The organism is uncultured Pseudophaeobacter sp. (assembly GCA_905479575.1).
Taxonomy (GTDB): Bacteria; Pseudomonadota; Alphaproteobacteria; order Rhodobacterales; family Rhodobacteraceae; genus Pseudophaeobacter.
In genome coordinates this window covers 34,682-50,695 of record CAJQNB010000036.1, presented here as the reverse complement: position 1 = coordinate 50,695, position 16,014 = coordinate 34,682, and the positions used below count along the sequence as shown (strand labels likewise).

Annotated in this window: 17 protein-coding genes; 7 read left to right on the top strand and 10 right to left on the bottom strand. The window is 61.3% G+C overall.

Annotated features, from left to right (window positions below; genetic code table 11):
- The 3 genes from rodA to QZ268_RS11585 form a co-directional block, all read left to right on the top strand.
- A partial coding sequence (rodA, locus tag QZ268_RS11595; protein ID WP_295452568.1) for a rod shape-determining protein RodA occupies nucleotides 1–906 on the top strand: 906 nt, incomplete at its 5' end.
- A 152-nt stretch (nucleotides 907–1,058) separates the two neighbouring features.
- Nucleotides 1,059–1,469 (top strand): VOC family protein, encoded by a 411-nt coding sequence (locus QZ268_RS11590; RefSeq protein ID WP_295452566.1) that lies wholly within the window; start codon nucleotides 1,059–1,061, stop codon nucleotides 1,467–1,469.
- Entirely contained in the window at nucleotides 1,466–2,392 is a 927-nt protein-coding gene (locus tag QZ268_RS11585; RefSeq protein ID WP_295452563.1) for a glyoxylate/hydroxypyruvate reductase A, read from the top strand. Before QZ268_RS11590 ends, QZ268_RS11585 begins: the two co-directional genes overlap by 4 nt.
- 136 nt (nucleotides 2,393–2,528) lie before the next feature.
- On the opposite strand, the gene QZ268_RS11580 is transcribed toward QZ268_RS11585, so the two are convergent.
- The 7 genes from QZ268_RS11580 to QZ268_RS11550 all read right to left on the bottom strand — a co-directional run bounded on the left by QZ268_RS11580 (nucleotide 2,529) and on the right by QZ268_RS11550 (nucleotide 9,865).
- A complete protein-coding gene (locus QZ268_RS11580; RefSeq protein ID WP_295452561.1) occupies nucleotides 2,529–4,544 on the bottom strand; it encodes a M3 family metallopeptidase in 2,016 nt (671 codons plus the stop codon).
- Nucleotides 4,545–4,666: 122 nt separating this feature from the next.
- Entirely contained in the window at nucleotides 4,667–5,017 is a 351-nt protein-coding gene (locus QZ268_RS11575) for a hypothetical protein (protein ID WP_295452558.1), read from the bottom strand.
- 19 nt (nucleotides 5,018–5,036) lie between these two features.
- Complete coding sequence (locus tag QZ268_RS11570; RefSeq protein WP_295452556.1) at nucleotides 5,037–6,080, bottom strand: HesA/MoeB/ThiF family protein; 1,044 nt, start codon at nucleotides 6,078–6,080, stop codon at nucleotides 5,037–5,039.
- Nucleotides 6,080–6,535 carry a dUTP diphosphatase gene (gene dut, locus QZ268_RS11565; RefSeq protein WP_295452554.1) on the bottom strand — a complete coding sequence of 152 codons (456 nt, stop codon included), beginning with the start codon at nucleotides 6,533–6,535 and terminating at the stop codon, nucleotides 6,080–6,082. Before dut ends, QZ268_RS11570 begins: the two co-directional genes overlap by 1 nt.
- Before the next feature lie 84 nt (nucleotides 6,536–6,619).
- Entirely contained in the window at nucleotides 6,620–7,834 is a 1,215-nt protein-coding gene (gene coaBC / locus QZ268_RS11560) for a bifunctional phosphopantothenoylcysteine decarboxylase/phosphopantothenate--cysteine ligase CoaBC (RefSeq protein ID WP_295452552.1), read from the bottom strand.
- 124 nt (nucleotides 7,835–7,958) lie between these two features.
- Nucleotides 7,959–8,849 (bottom strand): ChaN family lipoprotein, encoded by an 891-nt coding sequence (locus QZ268_RS11555; protein WP_295452549.1) that lies wholly within the window; start codon nucleotides 8,847–8,849, stop codon nucleotides 7,959–7,961.
- A gap of 137 nt (nucleotides 8,850–8,986) precedes the next feature.
- A complete protein-coding gene (locus QZ268_RS11550) occupies nucleotides 8,987–9,865 on the bottom strand; it encodes an RNA polymerase factor sigma-32 (protein ID WP_295452547.1) in 879 nt (292 codons plus the stop codon).
- Nucleotides 9,866–10,151: 286 nt separating this feature from the next.
- Here QZ268_RS11550 and cobU point away from each other — a divergent pair, with 286 nt between their 5' ends.
- The 4 genes from cobU to QZ268_RS11530 all read left to right on the top strand — a co-directional run bounded on the left by cobU (nucleotide 10,152) and on the right by QZ268_RS11530 (nucleotide 13,711).
- A complete protein-coding gene (cobU, locus tag QZ268_RS11545) occupies nucleotides 10,152–10,670 on the top strand; it encodes a bifunctional adenosylcobinamide kinase/adenosylcobinamide-phosphate guanylyltransferase (protein WP_295452544.1) in 519 nt (172 codons plus the stop codon).
- A complete protein-coding gene (locus tag QZ268_RS11540; RefSeq protein WP_295452541.1) occupies nucleotides 10,667–11,248 on the top strand; it encodes a histidine phosphatase family protein in 582 nt (193 codons plus the stop codon). The genes cobU and QZ268_RS11540 overlap by 4 nt, the downstream gene beginning before the upstream one ends.
- Nucleotides 11,249–11,331: 83 nt before the next feature.
- Entirely contained in the window at nucleotides 11,332–12,015 is a 684-nt protein-coding gene (locus QZ268_RS11535; RefSeq protein ID WP_295452539.1) for a glutathione S-transferase, read from the top strand.
- A gap of 187 nt (nucleotides 12,016–12,202) precedes the next feature.
- On the top strand, nucleotides 12,203–13,711 hold the full coding sequence (locus tag QZ268_RS11530; RefSeq protein ID WP_295452536.1) for a YifB family Mg chelatase-like AAA ATPase: 1,509 nt from the start codon (nucleotides 12,203–12,205) through the stop codon (nucleotides 13,709–13,711).
- Here QZ268_RS11530 and QZ268_RS11525 read toward each other — a convergent pair.
- The 3 genes from QZ268_RS11525 to QZ268_RS11515 form a co-directional block, all read right to left on the bottom strand.
- Nucleotides 13,700–14,620 carry an alpha/beta hydrolase gene (locus QZ268_RS11525; RefSeq protein ID WP_295452534.1) on the bottom strand — a complete coding sequence of 307 codons (921 nt, stop codon included), beginning with the start codon at nucleotides 14,618–14,620 and terminating at the stop codon, nucleotides 13,700–13,702. The genes QZ268_RS11530 and QZ268_RS11525 overlap by 12 nt on opposite strands.
- Entirely contained in the window at nucleotides 14,620–15,555 is a 936-nt protein-coding gene (gene gshB / locus QZ268_RS11520) for a glutathione synthase (RefSeq protein WP_295452531.1), read from the bottom strand. The genes QZ268_RS11525 and gshB overlap by 1 nt, the downstream gene beginning before the upstream one ends.
- A gap of 84 nt (nucleotides 15,556–15,639) precedes the next feature.
- On the bottom strand, nucleotides 15,640–16,014 hold the full coding sequence (locus QZ268_RS11515) for a YraN family protein (RefSeq protein WP_295452529.1): 375 nt from the start codon (nucleotides 16,012–16,014) through the stop codon (nucleotides 15,640–15,642).

The following is a 16,014-nucleotide window of genomic DNA, read 5'->3' as shown; positions in this document are numbered from 1 at the left end:
ATCCGGTACTGGATGGCGCTGGCTTATCCTACTTACTTTGCAGCGCTGTTGGCGCTCGCGCTTGTGCCGTTCATTGGCGAAGTGAATATGGGCGCGCGGCGCTGGATCGAATTCGGCGGGATGCAGTTCCAGCCGTCAGAGGCGATGAAGATCGGTCTCGTATTGGGGTTGGCGCGTTATTATCACAGCCTTCGGGCCGAGCAGGTCTCGCATATCCTCTATCTCATTCCGCCGGCGCTGATGGTTGGCGCGCCTGTCGGGCTGATTTTTATCCAGCCCGATCTCGGTACAGCGCTTCTGCTTGCGGCCACCGGCGCGATCATGATTTTTGTCGCCGGACTTTCCTGGCGGATCGGCTTTCTCGGCATTTTGGGCGGCGTCGCTGCGGGTTACGCCGCGTATCGTTTCGATATTTTAAAAGAATACCAGCTCAGGCGGATCACGACGTTCCTTGATCCTGAGCGTGACCCCCTGGGGCAGGGCTATCACCTGTTGCAATCGAAAACCGGAATCGGGTCAGGCGGCCTTACAGGGAAAGGCTTTATGGAAGGCACGCAGGCGCAGCTGAAATTTCTGCCGGAAATGCAGACTGACTTCATCTTCACTGTGTTTGGTGAAGAGTTCGGATTTGTCGGCGCGATTGGTCTGTTGCTGGTTTATCTCGCGGTGATTTTTGTGGGCCTTTCCATAGCCATGCAGGCGAAACTTCATTTCGCGCGAATGATGGCTGTCGGCGTTGTCGCTACCTTCACGTTATATGTGTTGATCAACACGGGAATGGTGATGGGGCTCGCGCCTGTCGTCGGGGTGCCGCTGCCGCTGGTCTCTTATGGCGGCTCGGCGATGCTGGTGCTGCTGGCGGCCTTTGGTCTGGTGCAAAGCGCCAATATTCACCGCCCGCGCTAATCCACCCCGCCGCCCTACAGGATCTGCTGCACACAGTTCAGCGCCTACTCCATCCTGCAGAAACTGCCCCCCGGCAGCAAATTGTAACCCCCAGGTGTCGACTGCATCACCCATCGGCCCGAACCAAAAGCGCCCAATCAGGAGCCCGCAACATGAGCATCTTTCACCTCGCCTACCACGTAGATGATCTGGACAAGGCCCGCGCCTTTTATGGCGGCCTGTTGGGATGTGTCGAGGGACGCAGCACCGACACCTGGGTCGATTTCAACTTCTTTGGTCACCAGATCTCCCTGCATCTCGGTCCGGTTTTTGCCACCAGCAAGACCGGCAAGGTCGGTGACCACATGGTTCCCATGCCCCACCTTGGGGTGATCCTGCCGCAGAAGGACTGGCAGGCCCTGGCGGACCAGCTGACCGCAGCTCGGCTTGACTTCACCCTGGCGCCAGTGACACGGTTTGCTGGCGAGCCCGGCGAGCAAAGCACCATGTTTTTCCATGACCCTGCCGGCAATCCAATTGAAATCAAGGGCTTCAAGGACATGACCGGAGTATTTGCCACATGATCAAGGTTCAGTTTGCCGCCCGCCCCGAACGCTGGGAAAGCTACCAGGCCCCGCTGAAAGCTGCCTTTTCCCAGGCCGGGCTGCAGGTGGATCTACGCCAGGATCACCCGGCAGCAGAGGTGGACTATGTGATCTATGCGCCCAATTCTGACCTGCAGGATTTTACCAGCTATACCGCCTGCAAGGCTGTGCTCAGCCTCTGGGCCGGGGTGGAGAAAATCACCGGCAACACAACCCTTACCCAGCCGCTGTGCCGCATGGTTGACCCCGGCCTGACCGCCGGAATGGTGGAATGGGTCACAGGCCATGTGCTGCGCTACCACCTGGATCTAGATCGCAGCCTCAATACCCAGGACCGCTGGGACCCGGTGGTACCGCCCCTGGCCCAGGAGCGCCCGATCACCCTGCTTGGTCTCGGCGCCCTCGGAACCGCCTGTGCCACGACCCTGGCCCAGCTCGGCTTTCCAGTCACCGGCTGGTCACGCTCGGTCAAATCTATCGCCGGGATCACCTGTGAACATGGCACCGAAGGCTTTCAAAACGCCCTGCAACAGGCGCAGATCCTCATACTGCTGCTGCCAGAAACCGCTGCAACAGAAAACACGCTCAATGCAGAAACCCTTGCCATGCTGCCCAAAGGCGCACGCATCATCAATCCCGGCCGCGGCCCCTTGATCGACGACGCAGCCCTGCTGGCAGCCCTGGACAGTGGACAGATCGCCCATGCCACCCTGGATGTCTTCCGTCAGGAGCCCCTCCCAATGGACCACCCCTTCTGGCCTCACCCACGCATCACGGTCACGCCCCATATCGCCGCAGAAACGCGGCCGCTGACAGCCGCACAGATGATTGCCAAAAACATCCAGCGCGGCGAAAGCAGCCTCCCCTTTCTCAACCAGGTCAATCGCCAGCTCGGCTACTGATCCACCCAAGCGGCAAACACCCGCTACCAACACGGGCTACAAGGCAACTCCCTCCCCCAATTCATCTTACAGAAAATACCTCGGGGGAGGTCGCAGACCGGGGGCAGCGCCCCCCTGACCCGGCTCGCTCCTGCCCTTAGGCTTCGACCAGCCCGCGCCCTTTCAGCAAGGCCTCCACCCCAGGCAGACGCCCGCGAAACGCGGTGTACAAATCCACCGGATCCACCGATCCACCAGTAGAGAGGATATGGGTCTCCAGCGCCTGGGCGCGCTCGGGATCAAAGGCACCGCCAGCCTCTTCAAAGGCAGCAAAGGCATCTGCATCCATGACCTCGGACCACATGTAGCTGTAATACCCCGAAGAATAGCCATCGCCAGAAAAGACATGGGCAAACTGGGGGGTCGCATGGCGCATTTTGATCGCAGGGGGCATGCCAATTTCTGCCAGAACCTCCGCTTGTTTTGCCATCACATCCTCAGGCGCCGCGCCTTCATGAAAGGCCAGATCAACCAGAGCCGAGGCAACATATTCAACCGTCTGGAATCCCATATCGTAGGTCGAGGCCCCCAGAACCTTGTTCAGCAACTCAGGTGGCATGGCTTCGCCGGTCTCGGCATGGGTGGCAAATTCACGCAAGACCTCGGGCACTTCCAGCCAATGTTCATAAAGCTGGCTGGGCAGCTCGACAAAATCACGGGCCACCGAGGTTCCGGAAATGCTCTCGTAGCGCACATTCGACAACATCTGATGCAGCGCATGGCCAAATTCATGGAACAGGGTGCGGGCGTCATCCCAGGACAACAGCGCCGGATCAGCCTTGGCAAAGTTGCAGACATTGATCACGATCGGGCTGGTTGCTTTGGGGAAATGAGCCTGGGCGCGCATGGCAGAACACCAGGCCCCAGAGCGTTTGGAGCCACGGGCAAAATAGTCGCCAATAAACACCGCCAGGTGTTTGCCATCGCGGGTGACCTCCCAGGCGCGGCAATCCGCATGATAAAGCGGCACATCCAGCGGGGTGAACTCCAGCCCAAACAACCGGTTGGCGCAGGCAAAGCTGGCCTCGATCATCCGGTCCAGTTGCAGATAGGGCTTTAGTTCCGCCTCATCCAAATCATGCTCCACCTTGCGGCGCTTCTCGGCGTAGTAACGCCAGTCCCAGGGCTCCAACTCGCCGTTGATACCATCCTCATGCATCATCTGCGCCAGAATTTCCGCATCCGCATTTGCCCGCGCCACGGCAGGCTGCCAAACATCCATCAACAGGCCCCGCACCGCGTCCGGGGTTTTGGCCATTTCGGTTTCCAGCTTGTAGTCAGCAAAGCTGTCATAGCCCAGTAGCGCCGCCCGTTCGGCACGCAAGGAAAGGATCTCGGCGGCGATGGCGCGGTTATCCGTCTCTCCCCCGTTGGCGCCGCGCGCTGTGAAGGCTGCAAAGGCCTTTTGCCGCAGATCTCGGCGGGGTGAAAACTGCAGAAATGGCGTAATGATCGAGCGCGACAGGGTCACAACGGGGCCAGCGGCCTCTTTCTCCTGTCCGGCGGCACGTGCGGCATCCACCACAAAATCCGGCAAACCTTCAAGGTCCTCTTCGCCCAGTTCCATGTACCAGTCGCGCTCATCCGCCAAAAGGTTCTGAGTGAACTCGGTGCCCAGGGTGGCCAGCCGTCCCTTGATCTCCTGCATGCGGGTGTCAGCCGCCCCTTCCAGCGCCGCGCCACCGCGTAAAAAGCCACGATGGGTGAGCATCAAAACCCGCTGCTGCTCAGCGCTGAGATCCAGACTGTCGCGTTGATCCCAAACCTGCTTGATGCGCGCATACAGCGCCTTGTTTGCCGTAATGGATGAAAAATGCGCGGCCAGTTTAGGAGAGAACTGCCGCTGCAGCGCCTGCCGCTCTGGATTGCTGTCTGCGCCCGCCACGGTGTAAAAAACCGACAAAACCTGCTCCAGCGCCTGCACCGGCGTCTCCAAAGCCTCGATCACATTGGCAAATGTGGCCGGCTCTGGGTTCTCTGCGATTTCCTTGATCCAGGCCTGTTGCTGCGCCAAAGCCTGATCCAACGCGGGCGCAAAATCCGCGTCGGTAATCTGATCAAAGGGGGCAATTTCAAAAGCGGTGTCCCAGGGGGCCAAGAGGGGGTTGGACATGTCAAAACTCCTTTGGTCGCGACGCTAGCGGCAAACTTGGGCGGCTGCAATCAGGGTCCCAAGCGGTCTGCAAAATCAAATGAGCCGGGCCAGCCACATGAATGCACATGAACAGGGTAAATTTAGCCGCCCACCTCAGGACTGTCGACCAGAGTGGCCGACAGAATGCGGATCGGCACCCCCGCAATATTGGCTGCGCGCGCGATGCGCCATTCAAACCGGCCAATGCGCCCATCGGTGTCGATCAGCACCACCACCGCCTCCTTGCCGGTCACCTCGGCGGCAAACAGGGCCTGCTGAATACTGTCCAGGCTGCTGCGCTTATCCAGGCCGAACTCAACCACCCGGCGGTCGTTCTCGCAATCTATCCGGATTGAGGCGGCGCCGTCGGGATAGGTGAAATCATGCACGGCTTCAGGCGTGCCGCCAAATAGGGCACCGCAGAGGGCGGTAATGAAAAAGGCTTCGTTCAAATGCAGGGATGCTTTCGTCTTATCTATCGCTGCCGCACACCGGACAATCCTGGCGGGGCGACAGGCGGATCTTGCGGCTTTCGCCATAAAGCCCATCATAGATTAACATTTCACCCTGCAAAGTAGCGCCCGCGCCGGTCAACGCCTTGATCGCCTCCACCGCCATCATTGCGCCAACAACCCCCGGCAGCGGGCCGATCACCCCGGCCTGCGCACAGGAGGGCGCCAGCCCTTCGGCCGGGGCTTCGGGGAAGATACATTGATAGCAGGGGCCGCCTGATTTGGGGTGAAACAGGCTCAGCTGGCCTTCCCACTGCGACAATGCACCGGAAATGAGCGGCTTGCCGAGTTTCACCGCGGTTTCGTTCACCAGATAGCGGGTCTCAAAATTATCGGTTCCATCCAGGATCAGATCAAAATCGGCAAACAGATCCGCGGCGATATCCGCGGTCAGCCTGCGATGAAAGGGGCGCACCTCCACATAGGGGTTTTGCGCCCGCATCGCCGCCTCGGCAGAGAAAACCTTGGGCATGCCGATATCCTGATCCCGGTGGATCACCTGCCGCTGCAGGTTGGCGTTTTCCACCTCGTCATCGTCGATCACCCCGATGGTGCCAACCCCGGCCGCAGCCAGATATTGTAAGGCAGGTGCCCCAAGCCCGCCGGCACCGATCACCAGCACCCTGGCCTGTTTCAGCGTCTTTTGCCCCGGTCCGCCCAGCTCACGCAGCACGATATGGCGGGCATAGCGGTTCAGCTCAGTGTCGGAAAACAGGGAGGGAGGCTGTGACATGGGGCTGCCTTCTGCATGGGCGCGGGTCTTGAGCTGAGAGATAATCCAGCCATAACCCGCCGCCAAGAGGCCAAAACCGCCAAGGATCAGCCAGGGTTTTGCTGATCCCCCTGTTACCGTGCGCAAATTATGGCCCTCGGGGAGGGTTAACTGCAGCAGCAGCACAGCGGCAAACAACACCGAGAGCAGACAGGCCCGCATGGCGCGGCTCCAGCCCAGATAGGCGCCACCCCACCAGATAAACGCAGCCAGAGCCAGAATGCGCAGCATCAGCCTCTCCCGGTGGAGCCAAAGCCACCGCTGCCGCGTTCAGACTCGGACAGGGTGCCAACCAGGGTGAACTGCGCCTGCAACACCGGAGCCAGCACCATCTGCGCGATGCGATCCCCGTGGGCGATGGTAAAATCTGCCTCTCCGGCGTTCATCACGATCACCCCCAGCGGGCCGCGATAGTCGCTGTCGATGGTGCCGGGGCTGTTTGGCAGGGTAATCCCATGTTTCAGCGCCAACCCTGATCGCGGGCGGATCTGCACCTCATAGCCCTGAGGGATCTCCAACCGCAGCCCTGTGGGGACCAAAGCACGCGCCCCCGGCGCCAGAGTCAGGCTGGCGCGATCCGGCAGATTGGCCCGCAGGTCCGCCCCGGCTGCTCCGGCAGTTTCATAGGCGGGCAGGGACAGGCTCTGATCTGCGCCTGCATCATGGGCTATTTTGATCTCAACCATAGGGGCCTCATTGATTTGGGTTCTGTAACAACAAAAGGGGCCATGCAACGCGGCACGGACTGCTGGGCTTAATGTTCACGGGCGTCAGCTTTTGCTGTTGAGCGTTGTGGCAATACGGGCGGCCAGCCGGGTGGCAACCTCTGCCTTGCCCATGCGCGGCCATTCCTCGGCGCCCTGATCGGAAATCAGGATCACCGCGTTCTCATCCCCGCCCATGATACCCGTAGCGGGCGAGACGTCATTGGCGACAATCCAGTCACAGCCCTTGCGCAGGCGCTTGGCGGTGGCGTTTTCCACCACATCATTGGTCTCGGCAGCAAAGCCAACCACCAGCGGTGGCCGCCCCTGCGCCATCCGCGACACCGTTTTTAGGATATCCGGGTTCTCGGCGAACTCCAGCACCGGCAGGCCATCCTTTGATTTCTTCAGCTTGCGGTCCGAGGCGCTGGCGACGCGCCAATCGGCAACAGCCGCCGCAAAGACCCCGGCATCCACCGGCAAGGCCGCCTGCACTGCGGCCTCCATCTCAAGCGCGCTTTGCACCGCCACGACCTCCACCCCCTCGGGGGGGCGGATCTCTGCAGGGCCCGTGATAAACACCACTTCCGCGCCTTGATCGCGCAGAGCACGGGCCAGCGCTGTCCCCTGCGCCCCGGAGGAACGATTGGCGATATAGCGCACCGGATCAATGGGCTCATGGGTCGGGCCAGAGGTCACCAGGATGCGACGCCCGGCCAGGCTGCCCTGCGGTGCATTCGCCCCCAGCTGCGCCGTGATGGCAGCCACGATTTCATCCGGTTCCGCCAGCCGGCCTGGGCCAAACTCACCACAGGCCATGCCGCCCTCATTGGGGCCGATAAACTGCACCCCGTCGCCGCGCAGGGTTTTGATATTGCGCTGGGTTGCCGCATGCTCCCACATGCGCACATTCATCGCAGGCGCCAGCAGAACCTGAGTGTCCGTCGCCAACAGCAGGGTGGAGGCCAGATCATTGGCCAGACCCTGGGCCATTTTTGCCATCAAATCCGCAGTCGCAGGAGCGACCACCACCAGATCCGCGCTGCGCGACAGCTGGATATGGCCCATTTCGGCCTCAGCCGTCAGGTCAAATAGATCCCGATGCACCGCTGTCCCGGCCAGGGCGGAGACCGACAAGGGCGTGACAAATTCTTCACCTGCGCGGGTCAAAACCGGTGTAACGCTGGCACCCTGATCCTGCAGGCGCCGGATCAGCTCCAGTGATTTATAGGCCGCGATGCCGCCGCCAATGATCAGAAGAATTTTCTTTCCTGCCAGCATCTCAACTGCCCTTTGTTAACCGGACTTGGTCACAAGCCCGCGGCAACCCTAGCCGTTGCGGGACAAAGAGTGAAACGCTTTTGCCGCGCGGCGGCGGCCCACATTCAGCGGCACGACAGGTGTCTTAATCGGATTTGGCAAAACCCAGGCAGGGATCGGGACGCTGCACCGTCGGCGCCGACAACACCACATCAAATTGCCCCTGGATTGCCCCCTCTTCCATCTGCCCCAAGGCCCGGATCACCACATCAGGAAGCGCGCGTTGCAGATAGACCGCGAGGCCCCGGTCCAGCCGCGCATGACCATTGCCGGTGATCACCACCACCGGGCCGCCGGTCTGCTCCAGCGCCCGTTTTGCCGCGGCAGCAAGACTGGCGTCCCGCAGCCGCTGCACATCCACCAGCATCGGCAGGACATGGTCCGGCAAGGCATTGCAATGATTTGCCATCTGCTCCGCTTCCCGCGTAGCCTGCTCTGCGACGGGCAATGGCTGATCCAGCCCAAACTGCTGCGCCTGCGCGCCAAAATGGTTGGCGACCCCAAGCTGCAGGGCCTCCTTGGATTGCGCGCGCGGCACCAAGGCGCCGAACTGCATCGCCCGCGCCGCCCGCTTGAACACCGGTGCATAGAGGGTAAAATCAGGCCAGCCTGAAGCCTCCCACTCCAACACCCAGGCAGTCTCTGCTGGGTTTTGCAGGATCTGCGGTGTCAGCGCCTCGGCCTGTTCCTGAGTGATCATCTCCCAGACTACGGCTCTGGGCTGTAGTGCTGCGACCACTTCGGCCTGCACCTGATGATGCCTTTTGTTGTCATGCACCTCGCCCAGAATGATGACATCCGCCCCGGCCAGAACATCAGCGACCTGCGCCACCGTCTGAACCACCGTCTGCGCCAATCTCTGCGCCTGAAGCCCAGGCGCCGTCGCCTTAGCCCGAGCAGCTGATGTCAGACCAATACCGGTCGTGAGACCTGTGGCGAGACCAATTGTCAGAACCGCTGCAGCGCTGATCCGCACAGGTTTTCTGATCGCGGCCCGTAATACCACATCCCGCCTAATTACAGTCCGGACACTTACAGTCCGGCCTGTCCCAACGGCACCGACCAAGGCGGCCATGCGAGCTCGGATGTATCCGACAAAACAACCATGCCTGTTCATAAAAGCAGGTTTTGCACTTCCCCTGAGCGACGATCAAGCGTTTTTCTCATTTTGACAAAGGCCGCCGCCTCCAGCTGACGCACCCGCTCTTTGGACAGGCTCAGCTCGCGCCCAAGGTCCTCGAGCGTGCGCGGCGGGCTGCGTAGTTTACGCGCCATCACGATCCGCCGCTCGCGGCCGGTCAAGCTCTGCATCGCCTGCACCAACCAGCCGCGCAACTTGCGACGATCATGGCGCCTCTCGACCAGCTCTGCGGCCTGGGCGCCGTCATCCTCGAGGATCTCGATCCATTCGCGCCCGTCAGGCTCGCTCGACTGCACCGCATTGAGCGAAAAATCATTGCCCGACAAACGGCCATCCATCATTTCAACATCCCGGATAGGCACCCCGATTTCAGAGGCAATTTGCTGATGCAACTGATGTTTGTCCAGCCGCACCCCCTGCGTGTCGGCCTGTCGTTCGAGCTGGGCCTGCACCCGGCGCAGGTTGAAGAACAGCGATTTCTGCGACGAAGTGGACCCCGTGCGCACCAACGACCAGTTGCGCATCACATAGTCCTGCACCGAGGCCTTGATCCACCAGACCGCATAGGTCGAAAACCGCACGCCACGATCCGGGTCGAACTTATCCGCGGCCTTCATCAGGCCCAGGCCGGCCTCCTGTATCAGGTCATTCATCGGCGCGCCGTAGCGTTTAAATTTCACCGCCATCGAAATAGCCAGCCGCATATAGGCATTGATCAGCCGATGCAGCGCCTCAACGTCGCCGTCATCACGCCAGGCATGCGCCAGCCGTTTCTCTGTTTCTGCATCCAGCAGCTCTGCTTTCATCGCCTTTTTGGGCAATGGGTTTACGGTGATATGGTCAAGCGTCATTGTTCCCTCCGGGCTCAGATCGTCTTGAAAAGCGGCAGATTAAGGCGCGGCACTGCCTTGGCCTCAGACATGGCCTAGGATCGGTATCTGCGCAGCGCAATGCCACGGTACTGCCTCGAAAATCTGCGTCTCAGGTCTGTCGTCAGACCCCTGCCCGCCGTGCAGAGTGGCTATCGCGCAAACTGGCAGGCCAGCGCAGCGGCACGGATGCTGTCTGCCCCTTGTTTTGGGCGCCTCCAGCAGGTACGCACAAAAGCGAAACCGTTCCTGTCCAAGGGTAAAGAACTTGTCTGCACCTGTCACATTCATTCTGGGCGGCGCCGCGTCGGGAAAGTCGAAATTCGCCGAGGATTTGTGTTTTAAATCAACTAAGCCAAAGTCTTACCTTGCTACATCACAAGTGTTTGATGATGAGATGCAAGCCAAGGTCGCGGCCCATTTACGGCAACGCGGCAGAGATTGGACCACCTATGAGGAACCTCTGGAGGCCGCCAAGCTGTTGCATCAGCTGCCCCAGGATCACATCTGCCTGCTGGACTGCGCCACCATGTGGCTGACCAACCACCTGTTGGCTGAGCACGATCTGGCAACGGCCCAGTCAGAGCTGCTGGAGGCCATCGAGGCCTGCCCGGCAGAGCTGGTGATTGTCTCCAATGAGGTTGGTCTTGGCATTGTGCCGGAAAATGCCCTGGCGCGTCAGTTCCGCGAGGCTCAGGGGCGGCTCAACATTGCGCTGGCGGCGCGCGCCGATACGGTGGTGCAGGTCACCGCTGGGCTGCCACTGGTTTTGAAAGGTCAGCTATGACATCGCGCCTGTTTCTTGTCCGCCATGGTCCCACTCATGCCAAAACCATGGTTGGCTGGTCTGATCTGCCCGCAGATCTTTCGGATACTGCTGCCCTGTCGCGATTGGAGGCGGCATTACCACCCGAGGCTCTGGTGGTGTCCTCAGATCTGATCCGCGCGGTTGAAACCGCAACGGCAGTGCAAGGCAACCGCCAGCGCCTGCCCCATATGCCGGCGCTGCGCGAAATCCATTTTGGCGACTGGGAGCTGCGCAGCTGGAAAGAGATCGACGCCGAAGACCCCAGCCGCATTCGGGCTTATTGGGAGACCCCCGGCGACACCACCCCTCCCGGAGGGGAAAGCTGGAATGAAGTCTGTGCCCGGGTCAACGATGCCATTGACAGCCTGCTCGCCACCCATGCCGGGCGTGATCTGGTGGTGGTCGGCCATTTTGGCCAGATCCTGACGCAGATTCAGCGGGCAGCAGGCCTCAGCGCAGAGGCGGCTTTCTCGCAGCGTATTGACAACCTGTCGGTTAGTGAGCTGTTCTATGGACCAGAGGGCTGGCGCAGCGGTGCGCTCAACCAGCTTATCTAAGGTCAAAATTCATCAAAATTTGTGATGTATTCCCTCACAAATATTCGATTTGAGAATACACCTTGCGTTGCTAAGCTGCTGCCATGGCTTATGAACTTTATATTGGTGATCGCATGTATTCCAGTTGGTCGTTGCGCGGCTGGCTCATGCTCGAAAAATTTGCAATCCCGCATAACATCCATCTGGTGGGGCTCTACACGGGCACCATGGCGCAGGATATGGCCCATCTGGCCCCTGCCCGCCTGGTCCCGGCGCTGGAAACCGATCAGGGGCTGGTGATTGGCGAGAGCCTGGCCATGGGGGAAACTCTGGCTGAACATTTCCCAACGGCCGGGCTTTGGCCCAGGGCTGCAGATCAACGCGCCACAGCGCGCTGGTTGGTGAGCGAAATGGTCGCCGGGTTTTCAGCCCTGCGCGGCGATTGTCCGATGCAGCTGTCCCATGTCTGGCAGGGGTTCACCCCCTCCAATGCGGTGCTGGCAGATCTTGCACGGATTGAGGCGCTTTTTGCCCATGCCCGCAAAATCTCTGGTGCGCCGGATGGCTATCTCTTTGGCAGCTACTCGCTGGCAGAGGTCTTCTACACCCCAGTGGCCGCGCGGATCATTGGCTATGACCTGCCGGTCTCTGCCGCAACCCGCGCCTACTGCGAGCTGCTGCTGTCAGATCCGGCGGTTCTGAAATGGCAGAGCCTCGCACGGGAGGTCACCTACGATCCCGAACCCTACCTTCTGGATCTGGAGCGGGCGGCCTGGCCCATCGGCTAGCCTGGCCCAATCGCCTGCCCCCTTTTTTTTCCCGCAGGCCCTCGACCTGGTTGCGGTCCAAAGCAGCCAACAGCGTAAGGCTTGCGGGAAATCAGCACAAAAAGCGCCATGTTTCCCACCAGACGTGCAGACTCCGATACCACGGAGGCTATGATTTTTCCTTGTTTGTTCAAGGGAATGGAGTGGCATGATCAGCCGTGCAAACACAGTTGCCTTTCACGGCATAGATGCACGCCCCGTCGAGGTGCAATGCTCCCTGGTGGCTGGCCTGCCTGCCTTTGCCATCGTCGGCCTGCCGGATAAAGCGGTATCAGAAGCCCGTGAACGGGTGCGCGCCGCCTTTGCCTCCATGTCGATTGCCCTGCCGGCCAAGCGGATAACGGTCAACCTGTCGCCTGCGGATCTGCCCAAGGAAGGCAGCCATTTTGATCTTCCCATCGCTCTGGCCCTGCTCGCTGCCATTGGTCTCATCCCGCCGGACGCGGTGGCGCAAACCGTCGCTTTGGGCGAGCTGTCCCTGGATGGCATGCTGATGCCTGTCACCGGTGCCCTGCCCGCCGCAATGGGGGCCGCTGCCACCGACCGGCATCTGCTCTGCCCCAAAGTCTCGGCGGCGGAGGCCGCCTGGGCCGGTGATGCGCTGGTCATAGGCGCGGCCAGCCTGACCGAAGTGGTGCGCCATTTTACCGGCGAGATGCCGCTCGCCCCGGCCCGCCCCGGAGAGATGCGCAGCGATCCCATTCGGCGCGATCTGCGCGACATCAAGGGGCAGGAACAGGCCAAGCGCGCCCTGGAAATCGCCGCCGCCGGACGCCATCATCTGCTGCTTGTCGGCCCACCCGGCTCCGGAAAATCCATGCTGGCGGCCCGGCTGCCCTCGATCCTGCCGCCGCTCACCCCGGCTGAGGCGCTGGAAACCGCGATGATCCACTCCCTCTGTGGCCTCATCGACGAAGGCGGCATCAATCGCAGCCGCCCCTTTCGCGAACCCCATCACACCGCCTCGATGGCAGCCATCGTTGGTGGCGGCAGGCGGGCGCAACCCGGTGAGATCAGCCTGGCCCACAACGGCGTGTTGTTTCTGGATGAATTGCCTGAATTCAACCGCGCGGTGCTGGAAACCCTGCGCCAGCCGCTGGAGGCCGGCGAGGTGATGATTGCCCGGGCCAATGCCCATATCCGCTACCCCAGCCGGTTTATGCTGGTAGCGGCGGCCAACCCCTGCAAATGCGGCTATCTGGCCGATGCCGCCCGCGCCTGCGCCCGGGCGCCGGGCTGTGGCGAGGATTATCTGGGGCGCATTTCCGGCCCGATGCTGGACCGGTTTGACCTGCGTATCGAAGTGCCGCCCGTGGCCTATACAGATCTGGATCTGCCCGCCGCGGATGAGGGCTCCCCCGAAGCGGCGCAGCGGGTGGCCATCGCCCGTGAAATCCAGACGGCGCGCTATCGCGACCTGCCCGAGGTCTGGCTGAATGCGGATGCCGAAGGCGCGGTGCTGGAGCAGGCCACCGCATTGACCGACACTAGCCGCCAGCTGTTGCAGCGCGCCGCTGAACAATTCGGCCTCTCGGCGCGTGGCTATCACCGGGTGATGCGCGTTGCCCGCACCATAGCCGACCTTGCCTGCTGTGATCAGGTTGAACGCCCACATCTGGCCGAGGCCCTGAGCTTTCGCCTGCCATTAGTCAGCTGAGGTTGCGGCAAAGACTGTACGCACAAAAACTGCGGCCTCTTCAAGCGCCGCCTGGCCCTCGGGCAGGATGCCTGCCAAAAACTGCCAGACATGGGGCACATCCTGCCAGACCTTCAAATGCACCTCACCGCCTGCTGCCAGCAGCCGCGCCGCCATGCGATCCGCATCGGATCGCAGCACTTCGCCATCGCCAACCTGGATCAGCACCGGCGGCGGGTTTGGAAAATCGGCAAACAATGGTGAGGCCCGCGCATCTGTCGGTTCGGCACCGCCCAGGTAAAGATCAACCGCCTCCTGCATCCGTGCCGTGGGTATGATGGCATCCCGGTGGCGGTTGCCCTGAACGCTGGCACCGCTCAGGGTTAGATCGCACCAGGGTGAAAACGCCACCAGCCCGGCAGGGCGCTCCTGCTTTGGCTCCTGCTCCGACAGAAGATGCGCAAACAGGGACAGTGCCAGGCCGCCCCCAGCACTATCACCGGCCAATAGGATATCACGGGCAGCAAATCCGCTGCGGCGCAGATGGTGCCAACAGGCCAGCGCGTCGTCAAAGGCGGCGGGGAACGGCGCTTGCTGCAGCAGACGATAGTCCGGGACCAGGATCTCTGTCGCAGAGGCACGGGACAGGCGCGACAACATCCCCTGATAGCTGCGCGCACTGCCGGCCAGATAGGCACCGCCATGCAGAAACAGAATAACCCGCCCCGGCTGGCACTTGCCCTGCGAAAGCAAATAAAGCGGCACCGGCCCCGGGCGACGCTGAAACCGGGTCAGCGGCAGTGCCGGGCTGAGCACAGGTGCCAGGCACTCAAAGCTGCGCCGCGCCATATCGGGGTGTCCAGCCCGCTCCAGCACCGGCTTCACCCCATAGCGCATCCATGTATTGATGGCCCGGCGCTGCCAGCTCATCAGCTGATTTTGGCCTCAATGGCCTGCCAGATCTTTTCAGCGATATTCACCCCGTCAAAGCGCTCCAACTCCTGGATGCCGGTGGGGGAGGTCACGTTGATTTCGGTCAGGTAGTCGCCAATCACGTCGATACCGACAAAAATCTGGCCCTTTTCTTTCAACAGCGGCCCGATTGCGGCGCAAATTTCCAGATCGCGCTCGGTCAGGCCGACCTTTTCAGGGCGCCCCCCCACATGCATGTTCGAGCGGGTTTCGCCCGCCGCAGGCACCCGGTTGATCGCCCCGACAGGTTCGCCGTCCACTAGGATCACCCGTTTGTCGCCGTTGCTGACATCGGGCAGGAACTTCTGCACGATCAGTGGCTCGCGGCTAAAGCCGGTGAACAGCTCATGCAATGAGGTCAGGTTGCGGTCATTGGCATCCAACCGGAACACCCCGGCGCCGCCGTTGCCATAAAGCGGTTTCAAGATCACATCGCCATGCTTGGCCTTGAAGGCCTTGATGGTGTCCAGATCGCGGGCAATGGCCGTGGGCGGGGTCAGGTCGGGGAAGTCCAGAACCAGCAGTTTTTCCGGATAGTTACGCACCCAGAAGGGATCATTCACCACCAGGCAGTCGTCTTTCAGCCGGTCCAGAAGATGGGTCAAAGTGATGTAATGCATGTCAAAAGGCGGATCCTGACGCAGCCAGATCACGTCAAAATCGGCCAGATCAACTTCGCGCATCTCTCCCAGGATAGCGGGCGTCCCAGCCACCCGCTGCACGGTCATGTCCTGGCCGCGTGCGGTGATCTTGCCCTCCTGATAGGCCAGTTGATCGGGCAGGTAGAAAAACAGCTCATGGCCCCGCGCCTGGGCCTCTTCCGCCAGGCGAAAGCTGCTGTCAGCGTTGATGTCCACACCCATAATCGGGTCCATCTGGAAGGCAATTTTCATGGCAGGTTCCCTTTTGCTTTCGCCATAGATGGCGCAGCCGGGGGCGAGGTTCAATATGCCTTGTTCAAATTGCTGCGACCAGGATCAGCCCTGACCATAGGCGTTTTCCAGGATCTCGACCTCGCCTGTGCCAAAGACCAGCACCACATCAATGCGCGCCTCGCTCAAGGCGCCCTCCGGTTGCTGATCCAGAAACAAGGCGGCTGAGGCCTGCACCCGGCGCATTTGCCGGGGCGTGATCCGCGCAAGTGCCGCCGCATAACTGGGGCCGGTCTTGACCTCGGCAAAGACCAGCAGCGCGCCCCTGCGCAGGATCAGGTCGATCTCTCCGGCGGCCCCGCGCCAGCGCTGTTCAACCAGCGCATAACCCAGCGCCTCATAGGCGCGCGCCGCCTGGTCCTCTGCCGCAGCCCCCGCAAGATGCGCGCGCAATCCGGTAGAGGCAGGCGGCTTGGGCAT

Coding starts and splice junctions, on each gene's coding strand:
- QZ268_RS11590 (WP_295452566.1), top strand. CDS start 1,059: ATGAGCATCTTTCACCTCGCCTACCACGTAGATGATCTGGACAAGGCC.
- QZ268_RS11585 (WP_295452563.1), top strand. CDS start 1,466: ATGATCAAGGTTCAGTTTGCCGCCCGCCCCGAACGCTGGGAAAGCTAC.
- QZ268_RS11580 (WP_295452561.1), bottom strand. CDS start 4,544: ATGTCCAACCCCCTCTTGGCCCCCTGGGACACCGCTTTTGAAATTGCC.
- QZ268_RS11570 (WP_295452556.1), bottom strand. CDS start 6,080: ATGCTGCGCATTCTGGCTCTGGCTGCGTTTATCTGGTGGGGTGGCGCC.
- dut (WP_295452554.1), bottom strand. CDS start 6,535: ATGGTTGAGATCAAAATAGCCCATGATGCAGGCGCAGATCAGAGCCTG.
- coaBC (WP_295452552.1), bottom strand. CDS start 7,834: ATGCTGGCAGGAAAGAAAATTCTTCTGATCATTGGCGGCGGCATCGCG.
- QZ268_RS11550 (WP_295452547.1), bottom strand. CDS start 9,865: ATGACGCTTGACCATATCACCGTAAACCCATTGCCCAAAAAGGCGATG.
- QZ268_RS11540 (WP_295452541.1), top strand. CDS start 10,667: ATGACATCGCGCCTGTTTCTTGTCCGCCATGGTCCCACTCATGCCAAA.
- QZ268_RS11535 (WP_295452539.1), top strand. CDS start 11,332: ATGGCTTATGAACTTTATATTGGTGATCGCATGTATTCCAGTTGGTCG.
- QZ268_RS11530 (WP_295452536.1), top strand. CDS start 12,203: ATGATCAGCCGTGCAAACACAGTTGCCTTTCACGGCATAGATGCACGC.
- QZ268_RS11525 (WP_295452534.1), bottom strand. CDS start 14,620: ATGAGCTGGCAGCGCCGGGCCATCAATACATGGATGCGCTATGGGGTG.
- gshB (WP_295452531.1), bottom strand. CDS start 15,555: ATGAAAATTGCCTTCCAGATGGACCCGATTATGGGTGTGGACATCAAC.
- QZ268_RS11515 (WP_295452529.1), bottom strand. CDS start 16,014: ATGCCCAAGCCGCCTGCCTCTACCGGATTGCGCGCGCATCTTGCGGGG.